The following is a 22,253-nucleotide window of genomic DNA, read 5'->3' as shown; positions in this document are numbered from 1 at the left end:
GGCCAAGCCATCTATCGTCACCGGGCTGTGTCTATCCTGGCGAAGTGTGGTAGCGGAGCACTGTGCGCAAACACGTGCGCAGCTGCCGACAAGAGCATGATTTATGACCGATAACAGTACCCCGCCGGATGCGCGCGCTGACGAGCTTGCGGCGCAATTGATATCGGCAAAGCGGTCCGGCGGTGCCACCTCTTCCGAACGGGTCCGGTTTCTGGAAGCGATGACCGAAGCGGTTCCGGTCGGCATCGTCTTCGCCGATACGACCGGGCGCATTGTCCACGGCAATAGCCGGGCAGAGGAAATGGTGCGCCACCCGGTTTACTTCTCAGACGATGTCGATTCCTATGGTGAATGGATTTCCTTTCACCCGGATGGGCGACAGGTGCAAAGCCATGAATATCCCCTCTCACGCGTCATTCGTGACGGGGAAAGCTCCGCCTCGCTCGATGTCCATTACCAGCGCGGTGATGGCACCCGGTTCTGGATGCGGATTATCGGGCGGCCGGTTTGCGACGCTGACGGTGCAATGATCGGGGCGACCGTTGCCTTGATCGATATCGATCACGAACGCCAGCTGCAGAAATCCCAGGACATTCTGATTGCAGAACTGAACCACCGGGTAAAAAATGCCTTCAGCGTGACCATGGCCATCGTCAGGCGTTCGTTGAAGGATTCCATCGTTCCGCAGGAGACTATGGAAGCCATCGCCTCGCGGCTGGGGGCATATTCCAGTGTTCACAGCCGTCTGATCGGGAGTGACTGGGGCTACGCCACTCTCCGGCAGATTGCCGATGACGTGTTGCGGCCGATTGGCGGCGATAATATTTCGCTTGACGGTCCGCCGGTCAGAATGTCCTCGCAAATGGGCATTTCGCTGTCGATGGCACTTTATGAACTCGCGACCAACGCCACGAAATATGGTTCGCTGTCGGTGGATGGCGGCACAGTCGCCATGCATTGGGAGATCGATGCGTCGCAGGATCCTGAAAGCGTCTGCATCCGGTGGCGTGAGGAAGGCGGGCCGCCCGCCACCAAACCGCATAGGAAGGGGTTTGGCACATTTATCACCCAGCGCGCTGTGGCAGCGGAAACAAAGGGCGATGTCTCCGTTTCCTATAACGAAACTGGCCTTGAATGGGCGCTGACCATGCCGCGGCCGCAACATCGCGAGAATATAATATGAGCGACCACCAAAAACGAATCTTCATTGTCGAGGATGAATTGTTCCTCGCCTTCCAATTGTCCGATGATCTGGAACAGCTTGGCTATGAAATCGTCGGGCCCGCATTGCATCTGCAGGACGCGATAAAGCTGGCACGGGACGAGCCGATGGACGCGGCCTTCCTCGATGTAAACCTGGGGCACGGCGACACGTCCAAAGCCGTGGCCGACATCCTGCGGGAACGCGAAGTGCCCTTTGTTTTCGTCACCGCCTATGACCGCCACGAGGTCACCTTTGCCCTGCCCGACGATGCGATCCTGAAAAAACCCATCACCAGCGAAGAGGTGTTGGCCACCTTGCGTCAGCGGCTTCCCGACGCCGAGCTGTGATGGCGGGCTGTTGACTGCCCCCTATCACCCGCCGCGCAAATATTCAGTCCGGATATCCGGGCACCGCACGTCGATCAGTCTGGAACCGTTGTTCTGGCAAATGCTGCGTGATGCCGCGGCGCAGCGCGGGGTGGCGGTGGATACGCTGGTCGCCAGCATCGATGCCGACCGGATCCGCGCGGAGACGCCGCCGGGACTCGCCAGCGCGGTCCGGGTGTGGCTGGTCACACAGCAAAACGGCGGCAGGATCGCTCCCGCCGCCGCTTCATCACAGTAGTCTTGCGCGTCAGTAATTCGCGGGCGGATCGCTGGCCGGGAAGCTCTGGTCGGCTTCCTCGTCAGTCTTTGTCCAGTCCCGCTTCGGCGTATCGCGCATGGCTTCGGGCCCGGCATCGCGCACCTTGGCATCGCCCTGGTTGGGAGCGAAGGCAGCGGGCGATCCACCGAAGTTCTTCTCGTAATACTTGTAACCGAAATAGCCGAGAGCGCCGAGCGCTGCGAGCTTGAACATGGGGGTATTCCTTTCAAAGCGTTTCGCAATAGCAACGATGCCGCTGGCCGAAAGGTTCCTATGGCCTGATCACTCGTCGCCGACGCGTTCGATATCTGCGCCCACCAGCTGCAATTTCTCCTCCAGCCGCTCGTACCCGCGGTCGAGGTGGTAGATGCGGCGCACGGTGGTTTCGCCCTTGGCGGCCAGTGCGGCGATGATCAGGCTCATCGAAGCGCGCAGATCGGTGGCCATCACTTCGGCCCCGTTCAGCGTTTCGGTCCCGCGCACAATTGCGGTACGTCCGGTGGTTTCGATATCCGCACCCATCCGGCTCAGCTCGGGCACATGCATGAAACGGTTTTCGAAAATCGTTTCAGTCAGCACGCTGGTGCCTTCCGCCTTGCACAGCAGGCTCATCAGCTGTGCCTGCATATCGGTGGCCAGCCCCGGATAGGGGGCCGTGGTCAGATTGTGCGCGCGCAGGCGGCCATTGGCGGCGACGCGGATGCCGCCCTTCACCTCTTCGCTTTCGACACCGATATTGCGCAGGGCGTGCAGCGTGGAACCCATGTCCTCCGCCTTGGCCCCTTCGAGCAGGACTTCGCCGCCGGTAATCGCTGCGGCACAGGCATAGGACCCGGCCTCGATCCGGTCAGGCATCACGCGGTAGGTGGCGCCGTGCAGCCGTTTTACGCCGTGGATCGTCAGTTCGGACTGGCCGATCCCCTCGATCTCTGCACCCATCGCCACCAGCAGATTGCACAGATCGACAATCTCCGGCTCACGCGCGGCGTTGATCAGGCGGCTGGTCCCATTCGCCAGCACTGCTGCCATCAGCGCGTTTTCCGTCGCGCCCACCGACACCACGGGAAAGTCAAAATCGCCGCCGGGCAGGCCGCCATCGGGGGCCATCGCCTTGACGTAACCCTGCGCCAGCTCGATCTGCGCGCCAAACGCTTCGAGCACCTTGAGGTGGAGGTCGATCGGCCGGTTGCCGATGGCACAGCCGCCGGGCAGTGACACGGTCGCCTCGCCCATCCGCGCCAGCATCGGGCCCAGTACCAGGATCGACGCGCGCATCTTGCGCACCAGATCATAGGGCGCGACGGTGCTGGTCAGACGCGTCGCCTCCAGCGTCACCACGCGGCCAAAGTCCTCGGGTCGCTGTCCCTGGATCGTATGCGACACGCCAAATTGCGTCATCAGATGCTGGAAACCATCGATATCCGCCAGCCGCGGCAAATTGCGCAGCGTCAGCGGCTCGTCGGTCAGCAGCGCACAGGGGATCAGCGTGAGCGCGGCGTTCTTGGCGCCAGAAATGGGAATGGTACCCGACAGGCGGTTACCGCCACGAATGAGAAGCTTGTCCATATGCCAAGCCTTTACCTCTCCGCGCGCCGCTGGCAAGCGTCACGCCATTGTCGCACTATAACGGCAGGACTGTCGTTCTGTTACAATCCAGTCAGTGGAGCATGGCCTAGCGGCCCCGGATATGACCCAGCACAAACCCATCAAGAAAGCCGTTTTCCCCGTTGCGGGGCTCGGCACCCGTTTCCTTCCGGCCACCAAGGCGATCCCTAAGGAATTGCTGCCCATCGTCGATCGGCCGCTGATCCAATATGCTGTGGATGAAGCGCGCGAGGCAGGGATCGAGCAGATCATCTTCGTCACCGGACGCGGCAAAACCGCGATTGTCGAACATTTCGATGTCGCCTTCGAACTCGAAGCGACCATGAATGAACGCGGCAAGGATATGAGCGTGCTCGACGCCACGCGCGCCACGCCGGGTGACATCATCACCGTGCGCCAGCAGGTGCCGATGGGGCTGGGCCACGCCATCTGGTGCGCCCGCGCCATCATCGGTGACGATCCCTTCGCGATCCTGCTGCCGGACGAGCTGATGGTGGCAGAACGCGGCGGGGGGCCGGGCTGCATGAAACAGATGGTCGAGGCCTATAACGAGGTTGGTGGCAATCTGATCAGCGTGCTCGAAGTGCCTGAGGAGGAAGTGTCCAGCTATGGCGTGATTGCGCCGGGCGCGACCATCAGCGACACTTTGACCGAGGTAACCGGGCTGGTCGAAAAACCGCCCCGCGCCGAAGCGCCGTCGAACAAGATCATCTCGGGCCGCTACATCCTGCAGCCCGAGGTGATGCGGGTGCTGGAAAATCAGGGCAAGGGCGCGGGCGGCGAAATCCAGCTGACCGATGCGATGGCGAAAATGATCGGCAATCAGGCCTTCCACGCGGTGACCTTTGCCGGTCGCCGCTTCGATTGCGGCAGCAAGACCGGCTTTGTCGAGGCCACACTGGCGCTGGCGCTGGAACGCGAAGACATGGGTGCCGAAGTGCGCGCAATGGCGGAGCGGTTGTTGCGGGATTAAACCGGAAAAAGGGGGCGCCGAAGCACCCCCTTTTCCTGATTTGCGCCCTTTTCCCGTATTGCGATGGGGGGGTCAGCCCTTGGCGGCGCCGCCAGTATCGCGGGTGCCGGTATTGGCCTTGCCCGGCTCATTCTTGCCCTTGTGCGCAAGCGCCGTCATCGCGGCTTTGTTCGCCGTGGGCTCGGCAGCACGCGGCGCAGTTTCCGGCTTGGCTTGCTCCGCAGCTGCCGCGCCGTTGACCAGCCCGCCCAGCGAGCTGCCGTCGAGGCCCAGCTCCTTCATCAGCCCGTCCAGCACCGGAGCCTGCGCCCGGTAAGCCAGTGCGGCGCTGACCGCGTCGGTGGCCAGATTGCCGGACCCGCCGCCCGATGAGCCATTGCCATCGGCAGCGCTGCCGCCTTTGCCGCTGCCATTCGTCAGGCCGTCGACCTGCACGATCTTGATTGAATCGATGGCCTCCATCGGCTTGGCGCTTTCGCGGATGACTTCAGGCAGGACCTTGAGCAGCGCCAGCTTGGTCTGCAGGCTGATCTGGTCCATCGACAGAATGTTGGCCGCTTCGTTGACTGCGCGCTGACCGGCTGCCTCCACTTCGAAGCGGACGCGGGCGGCATCGGCGCGCAGCTTTTCAGCCTCGGCCTCACCCTGCGCTTCAAGCCGTGCCGCCTCGGCGCGGTTCGATGCGGCATCCTTGTCGGCTTCGGCTTCGACGCGGACGCGGATGGCGTCGCGCTCTGCCGATTTGGCCGCCTCGATCAGTTCGATCCGCTTGTCACGGTCGGCAATCTCGGTTTCGCGAGCGGTTGCGACCTGTTCTTCCGCAGACACGGCCTTGGCACGCGCCTGGTCAGCTTCGGCCTTGGCCTGGCTTTCTTCGCGGCTTTTGTTTTGCACCGCGATCTGCTGTTCCTGACGCGCAATTTCGAGCGCGCGCTTCTGGTCGATGCGGGCTTCTTCCACCAACCGGTCAGCTTCGATCTGCTGCGCATCGACCTGCTTCTTGGCCTCGATCTTGGCAGCATCGGCTTCGCGGCTCCGCTCGGCCTGTTCGCGGGCAACTTCGGAGGATTGCTTGGCGCGGCGCATCTCGACTTCGCGCTCCTGCTCCAGCCGGGCAAATTCATTGTCGCGGCTAATCTGGAAACTGGCCTGATCGGCTTCGAGGTTCTTGGTTTCCATCTGCACACGCGTGTCCTGCTCGATGTCGTTGCGCAGTTTCTTGCGCGCCTCGATCTGCTCGGTCAGCTTGGTCAGACCCTCCGCGTCGAAGGCGTTGTTGGCGTTGAAGTGTTCGATACTGGTCTGGTCGAGCCCGGTGAGGGAGACCGATTCCAGTTCCAGCCCGTTCATCGCCAAATCGTTGGAGGATGCCTGCTGCACCTTCTGGACGAAGTCGGCGCGCTGTTCGTGCAGCTCGTTCATGGTCATCCCTGCCGCGACAGAGCGCAGCGCGTCGACGAATTTGCCCTCGACCAGATCCTTGAGCGCTTCGGGGTGCATCGTGCGCTGGCCCAGCGTCTGCGCGGCCATTGCGATGGCACCATCATCGGGGCGCACGCGGACATAGAATTCCGCCTTCACATCGATCCGCAAGCGGTCGAGCGTGATCAGTGCCTCGCTGTCGCGGCGCACCACGGGCAACACGACGGTGTTCATATTGACCGGCATGGTTTCGTGGAACACGGGCAGCACCAGCGCGCCGCCGTTCATCACCACGCGTTCCCCGCCGACACCCGTGCGGACGAAGGCTACCTCTTTCGAGGCGCGGCGATACAGCCGGGCAAAAGCGATCAGGATGATCAGGACGACCAGAACGATCACGCCGATGGGCACCGCCATGTTTATAAAATTTTCCATTGCTACTCCTTGTTGAAATTCAGTTTGGCGACAGCTGGCGGTCGGCCAGCGCGGTCGCATAGAATTGTTCGCCGTCACGGCGGACGAGCAGGATTTCGTCGCCCGAATGCAATTCGCTGGCATCTTCGTGCGGCTGCACCATGACATGATGCGGATGGCCGTAAATGTCGTTCACACGCGCCCGCGCGGGTGAGCCGGCACGGGCCACGCCATCGGTAATCACCGCGCGGCGGCCCAGCAGCGTGTCAGTCGACACGGCGCTGGTTTCGTCCTGCGGCAACAAGCGGCCCAGCGGGTGCGCGACCATGCCGGTGATCGGCAGCGTTGCCGCACCCGCCAACACTCCGGCCAGCCAGACATTGAGCGGTCCGCCCGTCAGGCTGATCGCCAGCTCCTGCATCCCGGCACCGATCCCGGCAAACAGGCCGAGATACAGCGCCAGCCATACGGTCAAAGGCACACGCCCCAGCCCGATCAGGCTGAACAACCCGTCAATCGGCCCGCTCGAAATCGTACCGTCGCCATCGATATCACTGTCGAAACCGACATCCGCATCTCCGAACATATCCGCCACGCCGACAAGCTGGACGATGGCCAGAATGACCATCAGGATCAGCGCCGCTGTAAACGGCATATTGTAAGCTTCAAGTATAGTCATAGGCACGCTCCGACTAGGCCGGAACCATTGGTTCTCCAGCGTTTTTCCATGACTAATATTTAGCAGAAACCCTATTCGCGGGGTAGCAAAATCGGAAACAATCGTGCCGATTTCGGGCGCGATATGTCCCGGAATGACTATCCGGCGGCTTGTGCCGCGCGCGCGAATTCATCGCGCAGTTCGCGCTTGTACAGCTTGCCATTGGCCTCCCGCGGAAGCTCGGGCCGGAAGTCGAACAGCCTGGGCATTTTTACCCGGCTCAGCTGCGGCGCCAGATAGTCGCGCAGCTCCTGCTCCAGCGCCTCGCCCGCAGCGGCCATATCGACCGGTTGGACCACCGCCACCACCCGTTCGCCTAGATCGGGGCACGGCGCGCCGATCACGGCGGCATCCATCACGCGGGGGTGTGATACCAGCAGGTTTTCGATTTCCTGAGGGTAGATATTGACCCCGCCGCTGATGATCATGTGGCTCTTACGGTCGGTCAGGAACAGATAGCCTGCCTCGTCCACATGGCCGATATCGCCCAGCGTCATCCAGCCTTCGGGATGCATCGCCTCGGCGGTTTTGCCGGGATCATTGTGATAGCTGGGGATGCGGTCATATTCGAAATAGACCAGCCCATCGGTCCCGGCAGGCACTTCCTCGCCATCAGGCCCGCAGACGTGCAACTTGCCCAGGATTGCCTTGCCGACCGTGCCCGGCCGCTCCAGCCATTCCGGCGCCTTAACCAGGGTCATGCCGATCCCTTCGGACCCGGCGTAATATTCATTGATGATCGGCCCCCACCATTCGATCATCGCCTGCTTGACCGGCACCGGGCACGGCGCAGCAGCATGGAGCGCGCGCTGATGGCTGGAGAGGTCATGGGCGGTGCGGGCGGCGTCATCCAGCTTGAGCATGCGGACAAAGTGCGTCGGCACCCACTGGCTGTCTGTGACGCGGTATCTCTCGATTGCGGCCAGCGCCTGTTCGGGATCGAATTTTTCCATCACCACAATCGTTCCGCCCAGCGCATGCGCGGCAGAGCACCAGGCGACAGGTGCCGCGTGATACAGCGGGGCGGGCGACAGATAGACCATGCTGCCATCGGTGGGCATGCCTGCGCCCATGATCGCCAGTCCGACAATGGGATTGGGCGTCAGGATATTGTCATCTTCGGGCGGTTTGGGCCGGATCCCCTTGGGATAGCCCGTGGTGCCCGAGGAATAGAGCATGATCTGGCCGGGCAGCCGGTCGGCGATGGGCTGCGCTGGCTGGCTGGCCAGGGCCGCTTCGTAGCTGTCCTGATCGCTGCCGCCGATGATCAGCACCGGCAATTCCGGGCAGGCTTCGCGGATATCGCTCAGAACCTCGGCAAAATGGGTGCTGGTGATCAGCACATCGGCCCCGCTATCATTCAGAATATAGATGCATTCCGAAGCCGTAAGCCGCGTCGAGAGCGGCACCGCCATAGTGCCTGCCCGCTGATTGCCCCACGCAATTTGCAGGTTGTGCACGCTGTTTTCCAACAACAGCGCGACATGATTGCCCCGCGTCAGCCCGCGCGCGCGCATGAGCTGCGAAAAGCGGTCGGCATAGGCATCCATCTCGCCATAAGTGACCGTTTCCCCGCTGCCTGCCATGATGATGGCCGGGTGGCCGGGCCGGGACTGAGCGTGGGTGGTGGGATGCATAGTGGTCTCTCCTCGCGCGGCCTCTGGGTGGGCCAACTGCGTTTCTGGGAGAAACCTACCTTACCAAGGCCATCGGGCAAGAAAAAAGGCGGCGGAATGAACCGCCGCCCTTAAGCGCTTTCTTGGAGGATTGCGCGAAACTGCGTTCAGTCGCCGCCCTGGCCGCCGTCACCGGTCGCCAGTGCAAAGGCCTGTTGGGCCTGCGATTCGACCATGTAAGGGACCGGGTTCACGGCCTTGCCGTTGATGCGGACTTCATAATGGAGGTGCGGGCCAGTCGAACGGCCGGTCGAACCGACGTAGCCGATGATGTCGCCCTTTTTCACCCGGCTGCCCGAAGACACGGCGATACGCGACATATGCGCATAACGGGTCTGGAGATTGGCACCGTGTTCGATGGAAACGTAATTGCCATAGCTGCTGAAGGGCGCAGCCTTGCTGACCAGGCCATCGGCCGTGGCATAAATGGGCGTGCCGGTCGGGGCCGACAGATCGACACCCTTATGCGAACGGCGCGTGCCCAGCACAGGGTGGGTACGCATTCCGTAATCGCTGGTCAGGCGGGTATCTTCCAGCGGCATCCGCGAGGGCACCGAAACCGCGGGGCGTGCCGAAACCGGCTTGCCAGTGTCGATCGATTCCCAATTGGCGAAAAGCTGTTTGAAGTTCGCGTCATCGCTATTCTGCGACTGCGCGGTGACCTTGCTCATGTCGATGGCGCCGACTGCGGCAGCGGTGTTGCTCTGTGCCGCGGCGGGCGAAGCCGCCATGCAAAGGCTGGCTGTGAGCGCCATAAAGGCGACCTTGATGCGTGCAGAAAACATGTATTGACCCGTCCATCCCGCGCCTTTTGACGCTTTTACGATCCAGATCGGCATGCACCCCTACTCCGCATGCCAATCTTTTTTTCATTTTCACCGGAACCCCCCGGCATCTCGTATGTTTGGCTTATCGAGGAAAAAGTTTACAACGCAATACCAGCGTATAAGTCCCGCGACAGACCGGCTGCATAACGCGCTGAGTCGTTGAACGGAGCCCTCAGCCCCCCTGCAAAATGAATTTTGACCAAATTTTGCCATGATTCCCGTGGGTTTTCGCCGCGCGCCGCGCAAACATCGCGAAAATGCTTGGTTCCGTGGGCGACATGGCGAATTTCGTCGTCAAGGATTCGTTCAAGAATTTTCGCCCCGTTTTCATCACCTTGCGCGCGCACCCGCTCCAACATCGCCGGAGTGACGTCCAGACCGCGCGCCTCCAGCACCATGGGAACGATTGCCAGCCGGGCTGAAACGTCATGCGCAGTATCCTGCGATGCGCCCCACAGCCCGTCGTGCGCCGGCAACGCTCCATAGAAAGTGCCCAGCGAATCAAGTTTGCAGGACAGCAAGGCGAAGCGCATCGCCTCGTCAGCGGCGACAGACAGGAAGTCGGTAACGAATTGCGGCCCCATCGCTTCTCCAAACCGCCCGGCCATGTCGAGCGCCAGATCAATGGCGACGAATTCGATATGTGCCAGCGCGTGCCACAGCGCGATCCGGCCCCGTTGTGACCCCGCCTTCCCCCGCCGCGGCATTTGTGCGGGCGGCAGCAATTGCAGATTGCCGGGCAAGGCCGGTCTGTCTGGCATCGGGCAATCGAAGGTGAAGGCCAGCCGCCCCAGCCGCCAGTCCCGCGCGACCTGCCGCGCGGCGAAGACTTTCGCCTTTGCCTCTCCGGTCAGCAGAACGGCGCGCACCGCCTCGGCAATTGACGGTTGCGGTGCGGTCATGCCTCCTGCGCTGCGGCCAGCACCGCATCGGCGTGACCCTTCACCTTAACCTTGGGCCAGATGCGCAGGATGCGGCCATCCTCGCCCACCAGATAGGTTGAGCGGATCATGCCCAGATAGGTTTTGCCATAGAGCTTCTTCTCCCCCCACACGCCCAGCGCATCGGACAGACCGCCGCTTTCGGCATCGGTAGCCAGATCCACTGTCAGCGCATGCTTGGCGATGAAATTGCGATGTTTCTGCGGCGAATCCTTGCTGACCCCCAGCAGCGCCGTGTTCGCTTTCGCAAAACCGTCCCGCAATGCGGAGAAGTCCTTCGCCTCTGTCGTGCAGCCCGGCGTGTTGTCGCGCGGATAGAAGAACAGTGCCAGCTTGCGTCCTTTGAAATCGGACACGCGCACTTCCCCGCCATCGGGGGTTTGCAGCGCGATATCGGGCATGGTGTCGCCCACTTGCGGGATTGCGGGATTGCTCATCAATCTGTCTCCAATGGTTCGGCGAAAACCGCATGCCAGGCGGCTGCGACAGCGCGCCGCGCTGCGGTGAATTCTGTAATCAGCCCCCGGTTATCTTTGCAGCCGCACAATTTGGCGAGGATCTGCGCGGCTTTGCCCGGCGGCATGACGAGATCGGGGGCAAGCATCCGGGTTCCCACCAACAGCCGCGTCATCAGCGCATGCGCCTCGCGCAGTTCGGCGGGCAGCAGGCCATCCTGCACCAGCACGGCAATGGCTTTGGCCAGATCGGGCGTCAGCGCACGGCGATCACGCAGCTGGAGGAAATGGACGATGAATTCCAGATCGACCAAACCGCCGCGCAGCAATTTCGCGTCGAGCGGCCCCTTGGCCGGTTTGTGCCGCGCCATCTCCGCGCGCATCGACAACACGTCGGCGCGCAATGCCTGCGGATCACGTTCGCGCAACAATACCCCTTGCACCGCCGCCTCAAGCTCTGCGCGTGCCTGCGGCGAGCCCACCAGCACGCGGGCGCGGGTCAGCGCCATATGCTCCCACGTCCACGCATCCTCGGCCTGATAGCGCGCGAAGCTTTCCACGCTTGCGGCCAGCGGGCCTTGATTGCCTTGCGGGCGCAGGCGCGTGTCGACTTCATACAGCGCGCCCTGCGCAGTCGGTACGCTGAGCGCGGCACTGACCCGCTGTGCCAGACGGTTATAATAGAGCGTCGCGCCAAGTGGGCGCGCGCCATCCGATTCCGCTGTGTGCGAGCCGGTGAAAAGGTAAACGATATCGAGGTCGGAGGCGTGGGTCAGCGCCCCGCCGCCCAGCCGCCCCAGCCCCAGCACAACCAGCTCGCTGCCCGCAATGCTGCCATGCTTGGCGACAAATTCCGCGCGCGCTCCGGCGCTGGCGACTTGCAGCGCCGCCTCTGCCGTGCGCGAAAGGGCCGCGGCGATATCAAGCGGATCATGCGCCGCCTCGATCAGCTGGACACCCAGCGCAAACCGCGTTTCGCCCGTGATGCGGCGGATGCGGTCCAGCAATTGTTCGTAATCATCGCCCCGCTCACGCCGCTGCATCAAGGCTGCGAGATCGGCGGTGCTGCCCGGCAAATCGAAAGCGCTGCGGTCGATCAGCGCGCCCAGCAATTCAGGCCTACGCCCCAGTGCATCGGCCAGTGGCGGGGCCAGCGCCAGGCAATCGGCGAGTAGCTGGAACAGGCCGGGCCGCGCCTCCAACAGGCGGAACAGATTGATCGCGCTGGAGGCGCGCGCCAGCAATGCCTCCCAGCGGTTGACCGCGCGCTCAGGATCGACCGCAACCGCCATCGCCGCCAGCAGTGACGGCCGGATCGCCTCGAAGGCCGCAATCGCGGCGGAACTGCGCAGCGCCTGATAGCGGCCATCGGTCCAATGCGACACGCGGTCCACCAGCGCCGGATCAAGCTGGGCGGCATCCGCCTCGGGCGGGTCGAGATGCGGGCTGTCGGCGGGGACAGAGGTTTCATCCTCGGCCAGCAAAGCACCGAACCGCTGCGCCACGGGGGCGGTCAGCTCCTGCAATGCGCCGGTCAGCGCCGCCGCATCGCGCAGCCCGTGCAAATGCGCCACATTGTCCAGCGCCTCACCTTCTGGCAGCGAATGGGTCTGCTGATCGTCCACCATCTGCAAGCGGTGCTCATACATCCGCAGCGCGTCATAGCTGTCGCCCATGATGCGCGCGTCATCCGCCGCAATCCGTCCGGTCGCCGCCAGCGCATCAAGCGCGGCGCGGGTGCCCCGGCAGCGCAGCGAGGGATCACGTCCGCCGTGAATCAGCTGGTGCGTCTGCGCGAAGAATTCGATCTCGCGGATGCCGCCGCGCCCCAGCTTGAGGTTGAACCCCGGTGCGGGGGCGGTCGGCCCGCTCTGCTGTTCACGGATGCGCGAAGTCAGGCGGCGGATTTCATCAATCGCGCCAAAATCCAGACTGCGCCGCCAGACGAAAGGGCGGATCGTGTCGAGAAAAGTCTCGCCCGCCGCGATATCGCCCGCACAGGCGCGCGCGCGGATAAAGGCAGCGCGTTCCCACGCCAGGGCGGAGCTTTCGTAATGCGAGGTTGCGGCGGCCAGCGAGATTGCCAGCGGGCTGACCTCTGATGCCGGACGCAGTCTGAGATCGACGCGGAACACATATCCCTCGGCGGTGGTGTCAGAGAGAATGCGCACAATGTCGCGGGCATAGCGCTGCGCGGCCTCGCCCGGCTCGTCCCGCTCCCGGCGCGGCAAGGTTTCGGGGTCGAACAGCAGGATCGGATCGATGTCCGAACTGTAATTCAGCTCACCCGCGCCATGCTTGCCCAGCGCCAGCCCGATCATCCCGGCGGGCTGCGCATCGGGCACCCGGCGGGCAATTGCAGCAACAATGGCGGCGTGCAGGGCGCGGTCGGCAAACAGCGACAGCTGGCGCATCACGAGCGCCAGGGGCAACGCCCCGGCCAGATCACCTATGGCCAGCACCAATGCCAACGCCAACCGCTCCCGCCGCAGTGCCACCGCGACGTCATCAATGCCGTCGCCCGAAGTCTTGGCTGCCGTCAGCGCCGCCTCGCCGTCACCCTGTGCCAGTAATTCGGCGAGGTCGGGACGCCGCTCAAGCGCCCGCGCAAGGAAAGGCGCATGTGCGCGTGCGCGTGCCAGCGCTCCGGTCCAGTCCTGAGCCATCACCGCATCCCTGACGGCGCAGAGCCGCACGCGCAAGCTTGCCCTTGTGCGCGATGGCTGCAACAACCCCGCGCGATAGACATTTCCGAGAGGGCACCTGCCATGATCCGCACCACTTTTGCCGCCAGCGCCGCGCTGCTGCTCGCCGCCTGTTCGATGGGACAGGAAGCCGAACCGACCGGCCAGACCGCGCTGGACATTCCCGAAGTCGCCGATGGCGTATTGTCGGAAGAGACCATGAAGCAGGTCACCGAGCGGCTGTCGTCTGACGAGTTCGAAGGGCGGATGCCCGGCTCTCCGGGCGAGGAAAAGACCGTCGCCTATCTGATCGAGCGCTTCGAAGCGGCGGGGCTGGAACCCGGCAACAATGGCAGCTGGGTACAGAAAGTCCCACTGGTCGAGATTACCGGCAAGGATTTCGCCCCGCTGACAATCTCCGGCGGGGGCGAGGATATGGCGCTGGAATACAGCAAGGACTGGGTCGGCGTGACCTACCGCGAAGACGCCGCGACCAGCCTTGAAGACAGCGAGCTGGTGTTTGTCGGATACGGTATCAACGCGCCTGAGAAGGACTGGAACGATTATGCCGGTCTCGACATGGCGGGCAAGACGGCGGTGATCCTCGTCAATGATGCCGATTTCGGCACCGAGACGCTGGAGGGGCCATTTGGCGGCAAGGCGATGACCTTTTATGGCCGCTGGACCTACAAATATGAAGAAGCCGCGCGGCAGGGCGCAGCAGGCGCGATCATCATCCATGACAGCGAACCTGCGTCTTATGGCTGGAACGTGGTCGAATCCTCGTGGTCCGGCCCGCAGGCCTATGCCCAGCGCGGCGAGAATGCGCCGCAGCTGACAATCATGAACGGCTGGGTCCAGATGGATGCCGGCAAGCGCATCCTGGCCGCTGCGGGACAGGATTTCGCCAAGCTGTCTGCCGCTGCGAAGAAGCAGGGGTTCAAGCCAGTGCCGCTGGGCCTGACCGCATCAACCAGCTTTGCCAACGACATCCGCAAGTTCGAATCACAGAATGTGATCGGCGTGATGCCCGGCAGCGAACGCGCCGACGAATATGTCATCCACACCGCGCATTGGGACCATTTGGGCCGCTGCACACCGGCACCCGATGGCGATGACATCTGCAATGGCGCAGTCGACAACGCCACCGGCACCGCTGCGCTGGTCGCTCTGGCCGAAGCGCACGGCAAGGCCGGGCCTGCCAAACGCAGCCTGGTCTTTCTGGCCGTGACGGCAGAGGAATCGGGCCTGCTGGGCGCGGATTATTATGCCGCCAACCCGGTCTTCCCGCTCAACCAGACAGTCGGCGGGATCAATATGGACGCCTTCCTGATGGCCGGTCCGTCCAATGATGTGACAGTGGTGGGTCCGGGCAAATCCAAGCTCGACGATTTCCTTGAAGCAGCGTTGAAAGTGGATGGCCGGGTCTCCACCCCCAATCCCAACCCCGAGGCAGGCTACTATTACCGCTCTGACCATTTCGCCTTCGCCAAGCGCGGCGTGCCGATGCTCTATGTCGATGGCGGAGAAGATCTGGCCGAGGGCGGCACCGAAGCAGGCGCAGCGGTCGCGCTGGATTACCGCGACAACCGCTATCATGGGCCGAAGGATGAATATAACCCCGATTGGGACTGGTCCGGCGTGATGGGCGACGTCAAGCTGTTCTATCGGATCGGGCGGATGCTGGCCGAAAGCACCAGCTGGCCGAACTGGAACGACGGCGACGAATTCCGCGGCATCCGCGACGAAAGCTGCGCTGGCGAAGGTCCGGGCTGCTGATAGCAGGCTGTTGAAACCCCGCTGACAGGAACCGGATGTGACCTTCACCATGCCGCCCGAATGGGCGCCGCAGGACTGGCTGTGGATCGGCTTCCCGCATGATGCCGATGAATGGCCTGCGGTGCTGCCGCGTGCGCAGGAACAGATCGCTGCTTTTGCCAATGCCGTTGCGGAGAGCGGGCAGGATGTGCGCCTGCTGGTGCGCGATGGCGCGAATGAAGCGCGCGCGCGCAATCTGGTTTCTGCGGGGGTTACGCTGGAGCGGCGGCACTATGGCGATGTCTGGCTGCGCGATACCGGGCCGCTGGTGCTGACCCGCCCCGATGGCGGGCGCGCGGCACGGCGCTTTGGCTTTAACGGCTGGGGCGGCAAATATCTGATGGATGGCGACCAGACGGTCGGCGCGCGGCTGGCCGAGGATGCCGGTCTGCCGCTGAAGGTGGGTGACTGGGTGCTGGAAGGCGGTGCCATCGATGGTGACGGGCGCGGGCTGGTGGTCACCACGCAGCAGTGCCTGCTCAACCCCAATCGCAACCCGCAATTGTCACAGGATCAGATCGAGCAGCGACTGTGCCATGATCTCGGCTTCAAGAACGTCCTGTGGCTTGGCGATGGCTTGATCAATGATCACACCGATGGCCATGTCGATAATCTTGCGCGGTTTGTGGCGGCCAATACGCTGGCGCTGCCCTGCGCAACCGGCAGGGATGATCCCAACGCGGCGATCTATGCCGACGCTAAAGCGCGGGCAGAGGGGGCGGGCGTGACAGTGCGCGAAATCCCCTCTCCCGGACGGATCAGCAGCGGCGACCGGATCGAACCCGCCAGCTATGCCAATTTCGCGATCACCAGCCATCTGGTGGTGGTCCCCACCTTTGGCAGCCCGCATGATGCGGACGGCGTCGCGGCGATTGCCGCGTTGTTCCCCGATCGCGCCACCATCGGCCTGCCCGCCGATGCCGTGCTGGCGGGCGGCGGCGGCTTTCACTGTGCCAGCCAGCAGATGCCCTCTGCCCGGGCCGCGCTTTAACGTTTCGTTAGGGAAATGCGCCGAGACTGGCCCGATGGCCAAGGCAATCGCTCAAATCCGCGCTCAGAACCAGCATTCGCTCGACCCCTTCGCGGTCGCCAGGGCGGCAATCGTGCTGGGCTGTGCGCTGGCGCTGGCTGCTGCCGGCCCGGTCTTACCCGCGCTAGGCCTGTAACAGCTTAACAAAAGCGACGGCGGCCGCGGCTGCCAGCATCAGTGCCACAAAGCTGCGCCAGATGCGGTCATTGACCTTGCCAAAGGCCAGCGCGCCCAGCCAATTGCCCACCAGCACCGCCGGAAACAGCAGCAACGACAGCAACAGATGTCGCAGCTGGAGCACGCCCAGCGCCGCTCCCGATCCCAGCCCGACCAGCGCGGCAAAGCTGAAGATCAACAGCATCGAGGCTTTCGCCTGCACCCGCGGGATTGCCCTGCCGACATAATAGGGCACCACCGGCGGCCCCGGCATCCCGGCAAAACCGGTCAGCAGCCCGGTCGCGATGCCGGTGACACCCGTGTGGACATGACCCGGCAAATCGGCCGGTCGCTGCGGTAGCAGGATCGCGGCAAAGGCCGACAGCGCAACCAGAGCGATCAGCACGCGCGCCAGATCGGGCGCTGTGATCGACAGCAGCCACAGGCCCGGCAGCGTGGCAACCAACACCCATCCAGAAATGCGCAGCGCCGATTTTTCCGCATTGCTCCAGATGCTGCGCGCTTCGCTCAGCCCGACCAGCAGCGCCACGCCATTGGTGACCATCACCGCCTCGACCGGGGTCAGCGCCAGCGCCAGCACCGGGACCAGCAGGATCGCCATACCGAAGCCCGCCAGCCCGCGAATGAAGGCGGCAATCAGTGCCGTCGCCAGCGCGCCGCCCACTTGAAGCGCGGAAAATCCGGCGAGCAGTTCCATCGTAATGCGGCTGAATCAGCGCAGATCGGGCGCGGTGGCCGCAGTGCGCAGCATCGTGATAGCTTCGTCCAGCGACATCACCTTCTGGTGCTGTTCGCCCAGCGTGCGCACAGCCACAGTGCCTTCCTCCGCCTCGCGCTTGCCAACTACCAGCAGGTGCGGAACCTTGGCCAGGCTGTGCTCGCGCACCTTGTAATTGATCTTCTCGTTACGCAGATCGCTGGCCACGCGGATGCCCGCCGCTTTCAGCTGGCCGACCACTTGATTGGCATAGTCATCAGCGTCCGAAACAATGGTCGCCACTACAGCCTGCGTCGGGGCGAGCCAGACGGGCAGCTTGCCCGCGAAATGTTCAATCAGAATGCCAATGAAGCGCTCGTATGACCCGAAGATTGCTCGGTGCAGCATGACTGGACGATGTTTATCGCCATCTTCGCCGATGTAATTCGCATCGAGCCGTTCGGGCAGCACGCGGTCGCCTTGGATCGTGCCGACCTGCCAGGTCCGCCCAATCGCATCGGTCAGATGCCATTCCAGCTTGGGGGCATAGAATGCGCCTTCTCCGGGAAGCTCTTCCCAGCCGAATTCCTCGGTGTTCATCCCGGCTTCGGCCACCGCGTCGCGCAGTTCCTGTTCGGCCTTGTCCCAATCCGCATCCGAACCGAAGCGCTGTTCGGGCCGCAGCGCCAGTTTGACGTGATAGGTAAAGCCGAAATCGCGATAGACCTGGTCCGCCAGCGCGCAGAACTTGCGCACTTCATCAACCACCTGATCTTCGGTGCAGAAGATATGCGCGTCGTCCTGCGTGAACTGGCGCACCCGCATCAGCCCGTGCAGCGCGCCATGCGGTTCGTTGCGGTGACAGCAACCCATCTCGCCCAGCCGGATCGGCAGGTCGCGATAGGACGTGATGCCCTGTTTGAAGACCAGCACATGTGCCGGGCAATTCATCGGCTTGATCGCCATCCAGTCGGCATCATCGGCCACTACTGGCGCGGCCTTGCCCTCATCGGCGTTCACGTCCGGCACCATGTCGGGCACAGCGAACATGTTTTCCGCATATTTGCCCCAATGCCCGGACTGCTCCCACTGGCGCACATCCATCAGCTGCGGGGTCTTGATCTCGCGGTAATCGGCGGCATCCATCTTGCGGCGCATATACGCCTCAAGCTCACGCCAGATCTTGTAGCCCTGCGGATGCCAGAACACGCTGCCGTGCGCCTCTTCCTGCAGATGGAACAGATCCATTTCGCGGCCCAGCTTGCGGTGGTCGCGCTTGGCGGCTTCTTCCAGCCGCATCAGATGCGCGTTGAGCTGTTTCTTGTTGAGCCAGCCCGTGCCGTAAATCCGCGTCAGCTGCGCATTGTTCTGGTCGCCGCGCCAATATGCCCCGGCAACCCGCATCAGCTTGAATGCCGCAGGGTCCAGTTTGCCGGTGCTGGGCAAATGCGGGCCGCGGCACATATCCAGCCAGTCCTCGCCCGAATGATAGACCGTCAGTTCTTCGCCCTCGGGCAGTTCGCGCGCCCATTCGGCCTTGAAGCTTTCGCCCTCGGCCGCCCATTTTTCGATCAGCTGTTCGCGGCTCCACACCTCGCGGCGCAGCGGCTTGTCGGCCTTGATGATCGCGCGCATCTGTTCTTCGATCGCGGGCAGATCGTCCATGCTGAACGGCTCGCGGTTATCGGGCGCCTTGACATCGTAGTAGAAGCCGTCCTCGGTCGAGGGACCAAAGGTGATCTGCGTGCCGGGATAAAGCGCCTGCACCGCCTCGGCCAGAACATGCGCGAAATCGTGGCGCGCCAGTTCCAGCGCGTCATCCTCGTCGCGCGCAGTGACCAGTGCCAGCTGCGCATCGCCTTCGAAGGGGCGGTTGAGGTCACGCAATTCCTCGCCTGAGCCGTGGTCGACACGCGCGGCCAGCGCCGCCTTGGCAAGGCCGGGGCCGATCGCAGCGGCGATATCCGCCGGGGTGGAGCCATGCGCCACTTCGCGCACCGATCCATCGGGTAGGCTGATCTTGAGCAGTTCGGTCATGTGTACTCGTCCGTTTGGTGTGCCGCGCCCATGGCACATCACGGCGCGCGCTTGAAGCGGCGTTTGGTCAGGACCCGGTTTCTGCGCCCAGCGCCAGCGTCCGCCTGCCCGTCAGCGTGGTGAGCGTCTTGGTCCCCGCCAGATCGGCACCGCGCGTCCGCACGCTGCTGACAAAGCGGTATTCGCTGCTCGCCCGCTGGGGCGTGAGTTCGACCGCCATATAGCCGCGCTGCGACGTGTCGGCCCAGCGCAATTGCGGATTGCGCTGCACCAATGCGCCCGTCAGGACCGGCGGCGGAAGCATGGGCAGATAGCCTTCGAAACCCGGCGATGACACCGACTGGCCGCCAAATTCGACACCCACCGGCGCGCTGTCATGCGACAGGTCGAAGGCCCATGCATTGTGCGTGTCGCCCGCCAGCGAAATCAGATTGGCATCGGCGGCCAGCGCGGCTGCAAACAGCCGTTCGCGCGCGGCGGGATAGCCATCCCACGCATCCATATTGAGCGGCAGCCCGGTCTCCGCCGCCCGCGCGCCTGCCACCACCCGCTTGCGTATGAAATCGGGCGTATCCTTGGGCAGCAGCGCATCGACACCCGGCGGCGAGGACAGACTGCCCATCAACACCTGCTGCACCAGCACTTGCCAGATTTTGCCGTCACCGCGCGACCGCTTCAGGCCATTTGCCAGCCAGCCCTGCTGCGCCGCGCCCAGCATTTCGCGCGCGGGGTCGCGATAGGTTTCATCACGAAAAGCGATCAGCGCCGCCTGTGCTGCTTCGGAAGTGGTCTTGCCCGCCAGCAGATCATCGAAGGAAAATTGCTCTGAGCGCGCGGTCAGCCGGGTTTCCAGCCGGAACAGCGTCGCCAGATTGCCGATTTCATATTCGGCCCATGGCTCGTCCGATACCGGCATCCATTCACGATAGGCGCGGATCGCGGCGGCCTTGCGCACATCCCACGGGCCTTCGCTGTCCGGTTGGTGGTTCTGCGCGCCGCCCGCCCACGAATCATTCGCGCTTTCGTGATCGTCCGCCACTGCGATCATCGGGAACAGTTGGTGCAGACGGCGCAAATCGGCATCGCGGCGATAAGCGGCAAAGCGCGCGCGGTAATCAGCCAGCGCCACCAGCTCGCGCTCTGGCCAGACCGTGCGGCCCGGAGTCACATCGCCAGCGGAAGGATAAGTGCCCGGCGCATATTCATAGAAATAATCGCCCAGATGCAGCACGCAGTCGACATCATCGGCCTGTGCCGCATGGGCATAGGCATTGAACCAGCCAAAGCCGATGTTGGAACAGGAAAATACCGCCATGCGAAACCGCCCGGTCTCCCCTTCGGACAGTGTCTTGGTGCGGCCAATGTCGGAAACCGCGCCATCGGGTGCGATAAAGCGATAATAATACCAGCGCCCCGGCTCCAGGCCCTCCACAAACAGCTTGGCGCAGAAATCCCGGTCGGGTGAAGCCGGCGTCTGCCCCCCGGCAATTGGCCGCGCGAAATCAAGCGATTCGCTCAACTCGCAAGTCAGCGCGGTTTCCTGCGCCGCGACATAGCGCGTCCACAACAGCACCCGCCGCGCACCGGGCTCCCCACTGGCGACACCATGCGAGAACCCGCGCTGCCCCACCTGCGCAGAAAGCGGCGCGGCCGCCAGCCCGGCACCAAGGATCCCGCCCTTGATCAGGCTGCGCCGATCCAGCGGCAGCAGCGGCGCGGTGGCAGGTGGTTCGGTCGGGATCACAGGCAGTCTCCAAATGTCAGCGACACGTGACTGCGATGGATGACAGGCCAAAGACAAGGGCAAATCGCAAGTGACAAGCCTGCGCTCCTATTTGTCAATGATGCTTGACAACGACGCAGCGTCGTGACAACTACGCTTTACATTATTGCAAAGGAGCTTGACCATGTCACAGATTACCAAGGCCCTCATCTGGGCGACCTCAATCCTCGCAGTCGCATCTGCCGGTCGTTATGGCGTGATGGACGCCGACACCGCGCAAACGCTCACCCTGACACTGCCGGCACTGGCCATCGCATCGCTGGCTTATGGCCGGAAAGCGGGCGGTCGCTGCCCCGGGCTGAGAGCATGAGCGCGCCTGAGAACGCCGCTGGCAGGCAGCGCTCCGCCGGGTTTTGGGGCGGGCTAATGCTGGCTTCGATTGGCGTACTGGCCGCGCTGAAATTCACCGATGCCATCAACCGGTCAACCGTGATGATTCTGGCGATCGTGCCGGTCATCTTGATGCTGGCATTTACCGCGCGGCGCAGCGGGTCAATCGCGGCACCGCCTCGGGCAGCGCAGCGGCGGTCCGCTACACCCGCGGCATCATGATGGCCTCGCTCGCCTACATCCTTGGGCTGGGCATCGCGGTCACGTTGTGGCGCAATTACGAATTGGCCGATGGCATCACTTTTCTGCTGGCGCTGATGCCGATCATCCCGATTCTGGCGATGATCTGGGTGATGGCCCGCTATCTGAAAGAGGAAACCGACGAATATCTGCGCCACCGCGCGGTCACCGCATCGCTGGTCGGATTGGCAGCGGTGCTGGGCGTCGGATCGTTCTGGGGCTTCCTCGAAACATTCGAGCTGGTGCCGCATGTGCCGGGCTGGTGGAGTGTACCGATCTGGGCACTGGGCATGGGCCTTGCGCAGCTGGTCTGGAAAGTGCGCGAAACATGAAAAACCGCCTCAAGGTCCTGCGCGCCGAGCGTGACTGGAGCCAGCAGGAACTGGCCACCCGGCTCGATGTCAGCCGCCAGTCGGTGAACGCCATCGAAACCGGGCGCTATGATCCCTCGCTGCCGCTGGCGTTCCGTATTGCCGATATATTCGCCATGCCGATCGAGGAGATATTCCTCCGCAAATAGGTCCGTGCAAACGGTGCAGAAGCATTGACAAAGTCACTCCGGTCCCGGACCAAGTCT

At 63.3% G+C, this 22,253-nt stretch carries 23 protein-coding genes; 11 read left to right on the top strand and 12 right to left on the bottom strand.

Annotated elements, in window-relative coordinates; translation table 11 throughout:
* Window positions 1–103 precede the first annotated feature (103 nt).
* The 3 genes from FEV51_RS08640 to FEV51_RS08630 are packed head-to-tail and all read left to right on the top strand — an operon-like array spanning window position 104 to window position 1,828.
* Window positions 104–1,183 (top strand): HWE histidine kinase domain-containing protein, encoded by a 1,080-nt coding sequence (locus FEV51_RS08640; protein ID WP_138617913.1) that lies wholly within the window; start codon window positions 104–106, stop codon window positions 1,181–1,183.
* Window positions 1,180–1,551: a response regulator gene (locus FEV51_RS08635; protein ID WP_138617911.1), complete on the top strand. Its 372-nt coding sequence runs from the start codon at window positions 1,180–1,182 to the stop codon at window positions 1,549–1,551. The genes FEV51_RS08640 and FEV51_RS08635 overlap by 4 nt, the downstream gene beginning before the upstream one ends.
* Window positions 1,552–1,561: 10 nt before the next feature.
* Entirely contained in the window at window positions 1,562–1,828 is a 267-nt protein-coding gene (locus tag FEV51_RS08630) for a ribbon-helix-helix domain-containing protein (protein ID WP_138617909.1), read from the top strand.
* Window positions 1,829–1,837: 9 nt separating this feature from the next.
* On the opposite strand, the gene FEV51_RS08625 is transcribed toward FEV51_RS08630, so the two are convergent.
* Together FEV51_RS08625 and murA are read right to left on the bottom strand one after the other, a co-directional pair.
* A complete protein-coding gene (locus FEV51_RS08625) occupies window positions 1,838–2,062 on the bottom strand; it encodes a hypothetical protein (RefSeq protein ID WP_138617907.1) in 225 nt (74 codons plus the stop codon).
* A 69-nt stretch (window positions 2,063–2,131) separates the two neighbouring features.
* Window positions 2,132–3,415 (bottom strand): UDP-N-acetylglucosamine 1-carboxyvinyltransferase, encoded by a 1,284-nt coding sequence (gene murA, locus FEV51_RS08620; protein ID WP_138617905.1) that lies wholly within the window; start codon window positions 3,413–3,415, stop codon window positions 2,132–2,134.
* Between the two features lie 121 nt (window positions 3,416–3,536).
* On the opposite strand from murA, the gene galU reads away from it, so the two are divergent.
* The gene (gene galU, locus FEV51_RS08615) at window positions 3,537–4,427 is read left to right on the top strand and encodes a UTP--glucose-1-phosphate uridylyltransferase GalU (protein WP_138617903.1); all 891 of its coding nucleotides are present in this window, start codon (window positions 3,537–3,539) and stop codon (window positions 4,425–4,427) included.
* A 72-nt stretch (window positions 4,428–4,499) separates the two neighbouring features.
* Here galU and FEV51_RS08610 read toward each other — a convergent pair whose 3' ends face one another.
* The 7 genes from FEV51_RS08610 to glnE form a co-directional block, all read right to left on the bottom strand.
* A complete protein-coding gene (locus FEV51_RS08610) occupies window positions 4,500–6,266 on the bottom strand; it encodes a flotillin family protein (RefSeq protein ID WP_425466612.1) in 1,767 nt (588 codons plus the stop codon).
* A gap of 37 nt (window positions 6,267–6,303) precedes the next feature.
* A complete protein-coding gene (locus FEV51_RS08605; RefSeq protein WP_138617899.1) occupies window positions 6,304–6,942 on the bottom strand; it encodes a YqiJ family protein in 639 nt (212 codons plus the stop codon).
* A gap of 137 nt (window positions 6,943–7,079) precedes the next feature.
* Window positions 7,080–8,618, bottom strand: a complete 1,539-nt coding sequence (locus FEV51_RS08600; RefSeq protein WP_138617897.1) for an acyl-CoA synthetase — start codon at window positions 8,616–8,618, stop codon at window positions 7,080–7,082.
* Between the two features lie 146 nt (window positions 8,619–8,764).
* Window positions 8,765–9,442 (bottom strand): M23 family metallopeptidase, encoded by a 678-nt coding sequence (locus tag FEV51_RS08595; protein WP_138617895.1) that lies wholly within the window; start codon window positions 9,440–9,442, stop codon window positions 8,765–8,767.
* Window positions 9,443–9,582: 140 nt separating this feature from the next.
* Window positions 9,583–10,386 (bottom strand): ferritin-like domain-containing protein, encoded by an 804-nt coding sequence (locus FEV51_RS08590; RefSeq protein ID WP_138617892.1) that lies wholly within the window; start codon window positions 10,384–10,386, stop codon window positions 9,583–9,585.
* Complete coding sequence (locus FEV51_RS08585) at window positions 10,383–10,862, bottom strand: peroxiredoxin (protein ID WP_138617890.1); 480 nt, start codon at window positions 10,860–10,862, stop codon at window positions 10,383–10,385. The genes FEV51_RS08590 and FEV51_RS08585 overlap by 4 nt, the downstream gene beginning before the upstream one ends.
* Window positions 10,862–13,546, bottom strand: a complete 2,685-nt coding sequence (glnE, locus tag FEV51_RS08580) for a bifunctional [glutamate--ammonia ligase]-adenylyl-L-tyrosine phosphorylase/[glutamate--ammonia-ligase] adenylyltransferase (RefSeq protein ID WP_138617888.1) — start codon at window positions 13,544–13,546, stop codon at window positions 10,862–10,864. The genes FEV51_RS08585 and glnE overlap by 1 nt, the downstream gene beginning before the upstream one ends.
* Before the next feature lie 102 nt (window positions 13,547–13,648).
* Here glnE and FEV51_RS08575 point away from each other — a divergent pair, with 102 nt between their 5' ends.
* Genes FEV51_RS08575 through FEV51_RS13140 form a run of 3 tightly spaced genes read left to right on the top strand, consistent with a single transcriptional unit; the run spans window position 13,649 to window position 16,548 of the window.
* Window positions 13,649–15,343, top strand: coding sequence for a M28 family metallopeptidase (locus tag FEV51_RS08575; RefSeq protein ID WP_171033078.1), 1,695 nt, complete (start codon window positions 13,649–13,651; stop codon window positions 15,341–15,343).
* A gap of 49 nt (window positions 15,344–15,392) precedes the next feature.
* Window positions 15,393–16,373 (top strand): agmatine deiminase family protein, encoded by a 981-nt coding sequence (locus FEV51_RS08570; protein WP_138618225.1) that lies wholly within the window; start codon window positions 15,393–15,395, stop codon window positions 16,371–16,373.
* Between the two features lie 34 nt (window positions 16,374–16,407).
* A complete protein-coding gene (locus FEV51_RS13140; protein ID WP_171033077.1) occupies window positions 16,408–16,548 on the top strand; it encodes a hypothetical protein in 141 nt (46 codons plus the stop codon).
* On the opposite strand, the gene FEV51_RS08565 is transcribed toward FEV51_RS13140, so the two are convergent.
* From FEV51_RS08565 to FEV51_RS08555, 3 genes are all read right to left on the bottom strand, one after another.
* Window positions 16,537–17,286, bottom strand: a complete 750-nt coding sequence (locus tag FEV51_RS08565; protein WP_138617886.1) for a sulfite exporter TauE/SafE family protein — start codon at window positions 17,284–17,286, stop codon at window positions 16,537–16,539. The genes FEV51_RS13140 and FEV51_RS08565 overlap by 12 nt on opposite strands.
* A gap of 15 nt (window positions 17,287–17,301) precedes the next feature.
* Complete coding sequence (gene thrS, locus FEV51_RS08560; RefSeq protein ID WP_138617884.1) at window positions 17,302–19,323, bottom strand: threonine--tRNA ligase; 2,022 nt, start codon at window positions 19,321–19,323, stop codon at window positions 17,302–17,304.
* A 67-nt stretch (window positions 19,324–19,390) separates the two neighbouring features.
* Window positions 19,391–21,067 (bottom strand): alkaline phosphatase D family protein, encoded by a 1,677-nt coding sequence (locus tag FEV51_RS08555; protein WP_138617882.1) that lies wholly within the window; start codon window positions 21,065–21,067, stop codon window positions 19,391–19,393.
* A 163-nt stretch (window positions 21,068–21,230) separates the two neighbouring features.
* Here FEV51_RS08555 and FEV51_RS08550 point away from each other — a divergent pair, with 163 nt between their 5' ends.
* From FEV51_RS08550 to FEV51_RS08535, 4 genes are read left to right on the top strand one after another with little or no spacing between them, the layout of a single operon-like run.
* Window positions 21,231–21,416 (top strand): hypothetical protein, encoded by a 186-nt coding sequence (locus FEV51_RS08550; protein WP_138617880.1) that lies wholly within the window; start codon window positions 21,231–21,233, stop codon window positions 21,414–21,416.
* Entirely contained in the window at window positions 21,413–21,658 is a 246-nt protein-coding gene (locus FEV51_RS08545; RefSeq protein ID WP_138617878.1) for a hypothetical protein, read from the top strand. Before FEV51_RS08550 ends, FEV51_RS08545 begins: the two co-directional genes overlap by 4 nt.
* The gene (locus FEV51_RS08540; protein ID WP_138617876.1) at window positions 21,655–22,008 is read left to right on the top strand and encodes a hypothetical protein; all 354 of its coding nucleotides are present in this window, start codon (window positions 21,655–21,657) and stop codon (window positions 22,006–22,008) included. Before FEV51_RS08545 ends, FEV51_RS08540 begins: the two co-directional genes overlap by 4 nt.
* A complete protein-coding gene (locus FEV51_RS08535; RefSeq protein ID WP_138617874.1) occupies window positions 22,005–22,196 on the top strand; it encodes a helix-turn-helix transcriptional regulator in 192 nt (63 codons plus the stop codon). The genes FEV51_RS08540 and FEV51_RS08535 overlap by 4 nt, the downstream gene beginning before the upstream one ends.
* The last annotated feature ends 57 nt before the right edge of the window (window positions 22,197–22,253 follow it).

It is taken from the genome of Qipengyuania marisflavi, assembly GCF_005884405.1.
In the GTDB taxonomy this organism is placed as follows: Bacteria; Pseudomonadota; Alphaproteobacteria; order Sphingomonadales; family Sphingomonadaceae; genus Qipengyuania; species Qipengyuania marisflavi.
The sequence above is the reverse complement of the archived record's forward strand: the minus strand, read 5'-3'. Positions and strand labels throughout refer to the sequence as shown.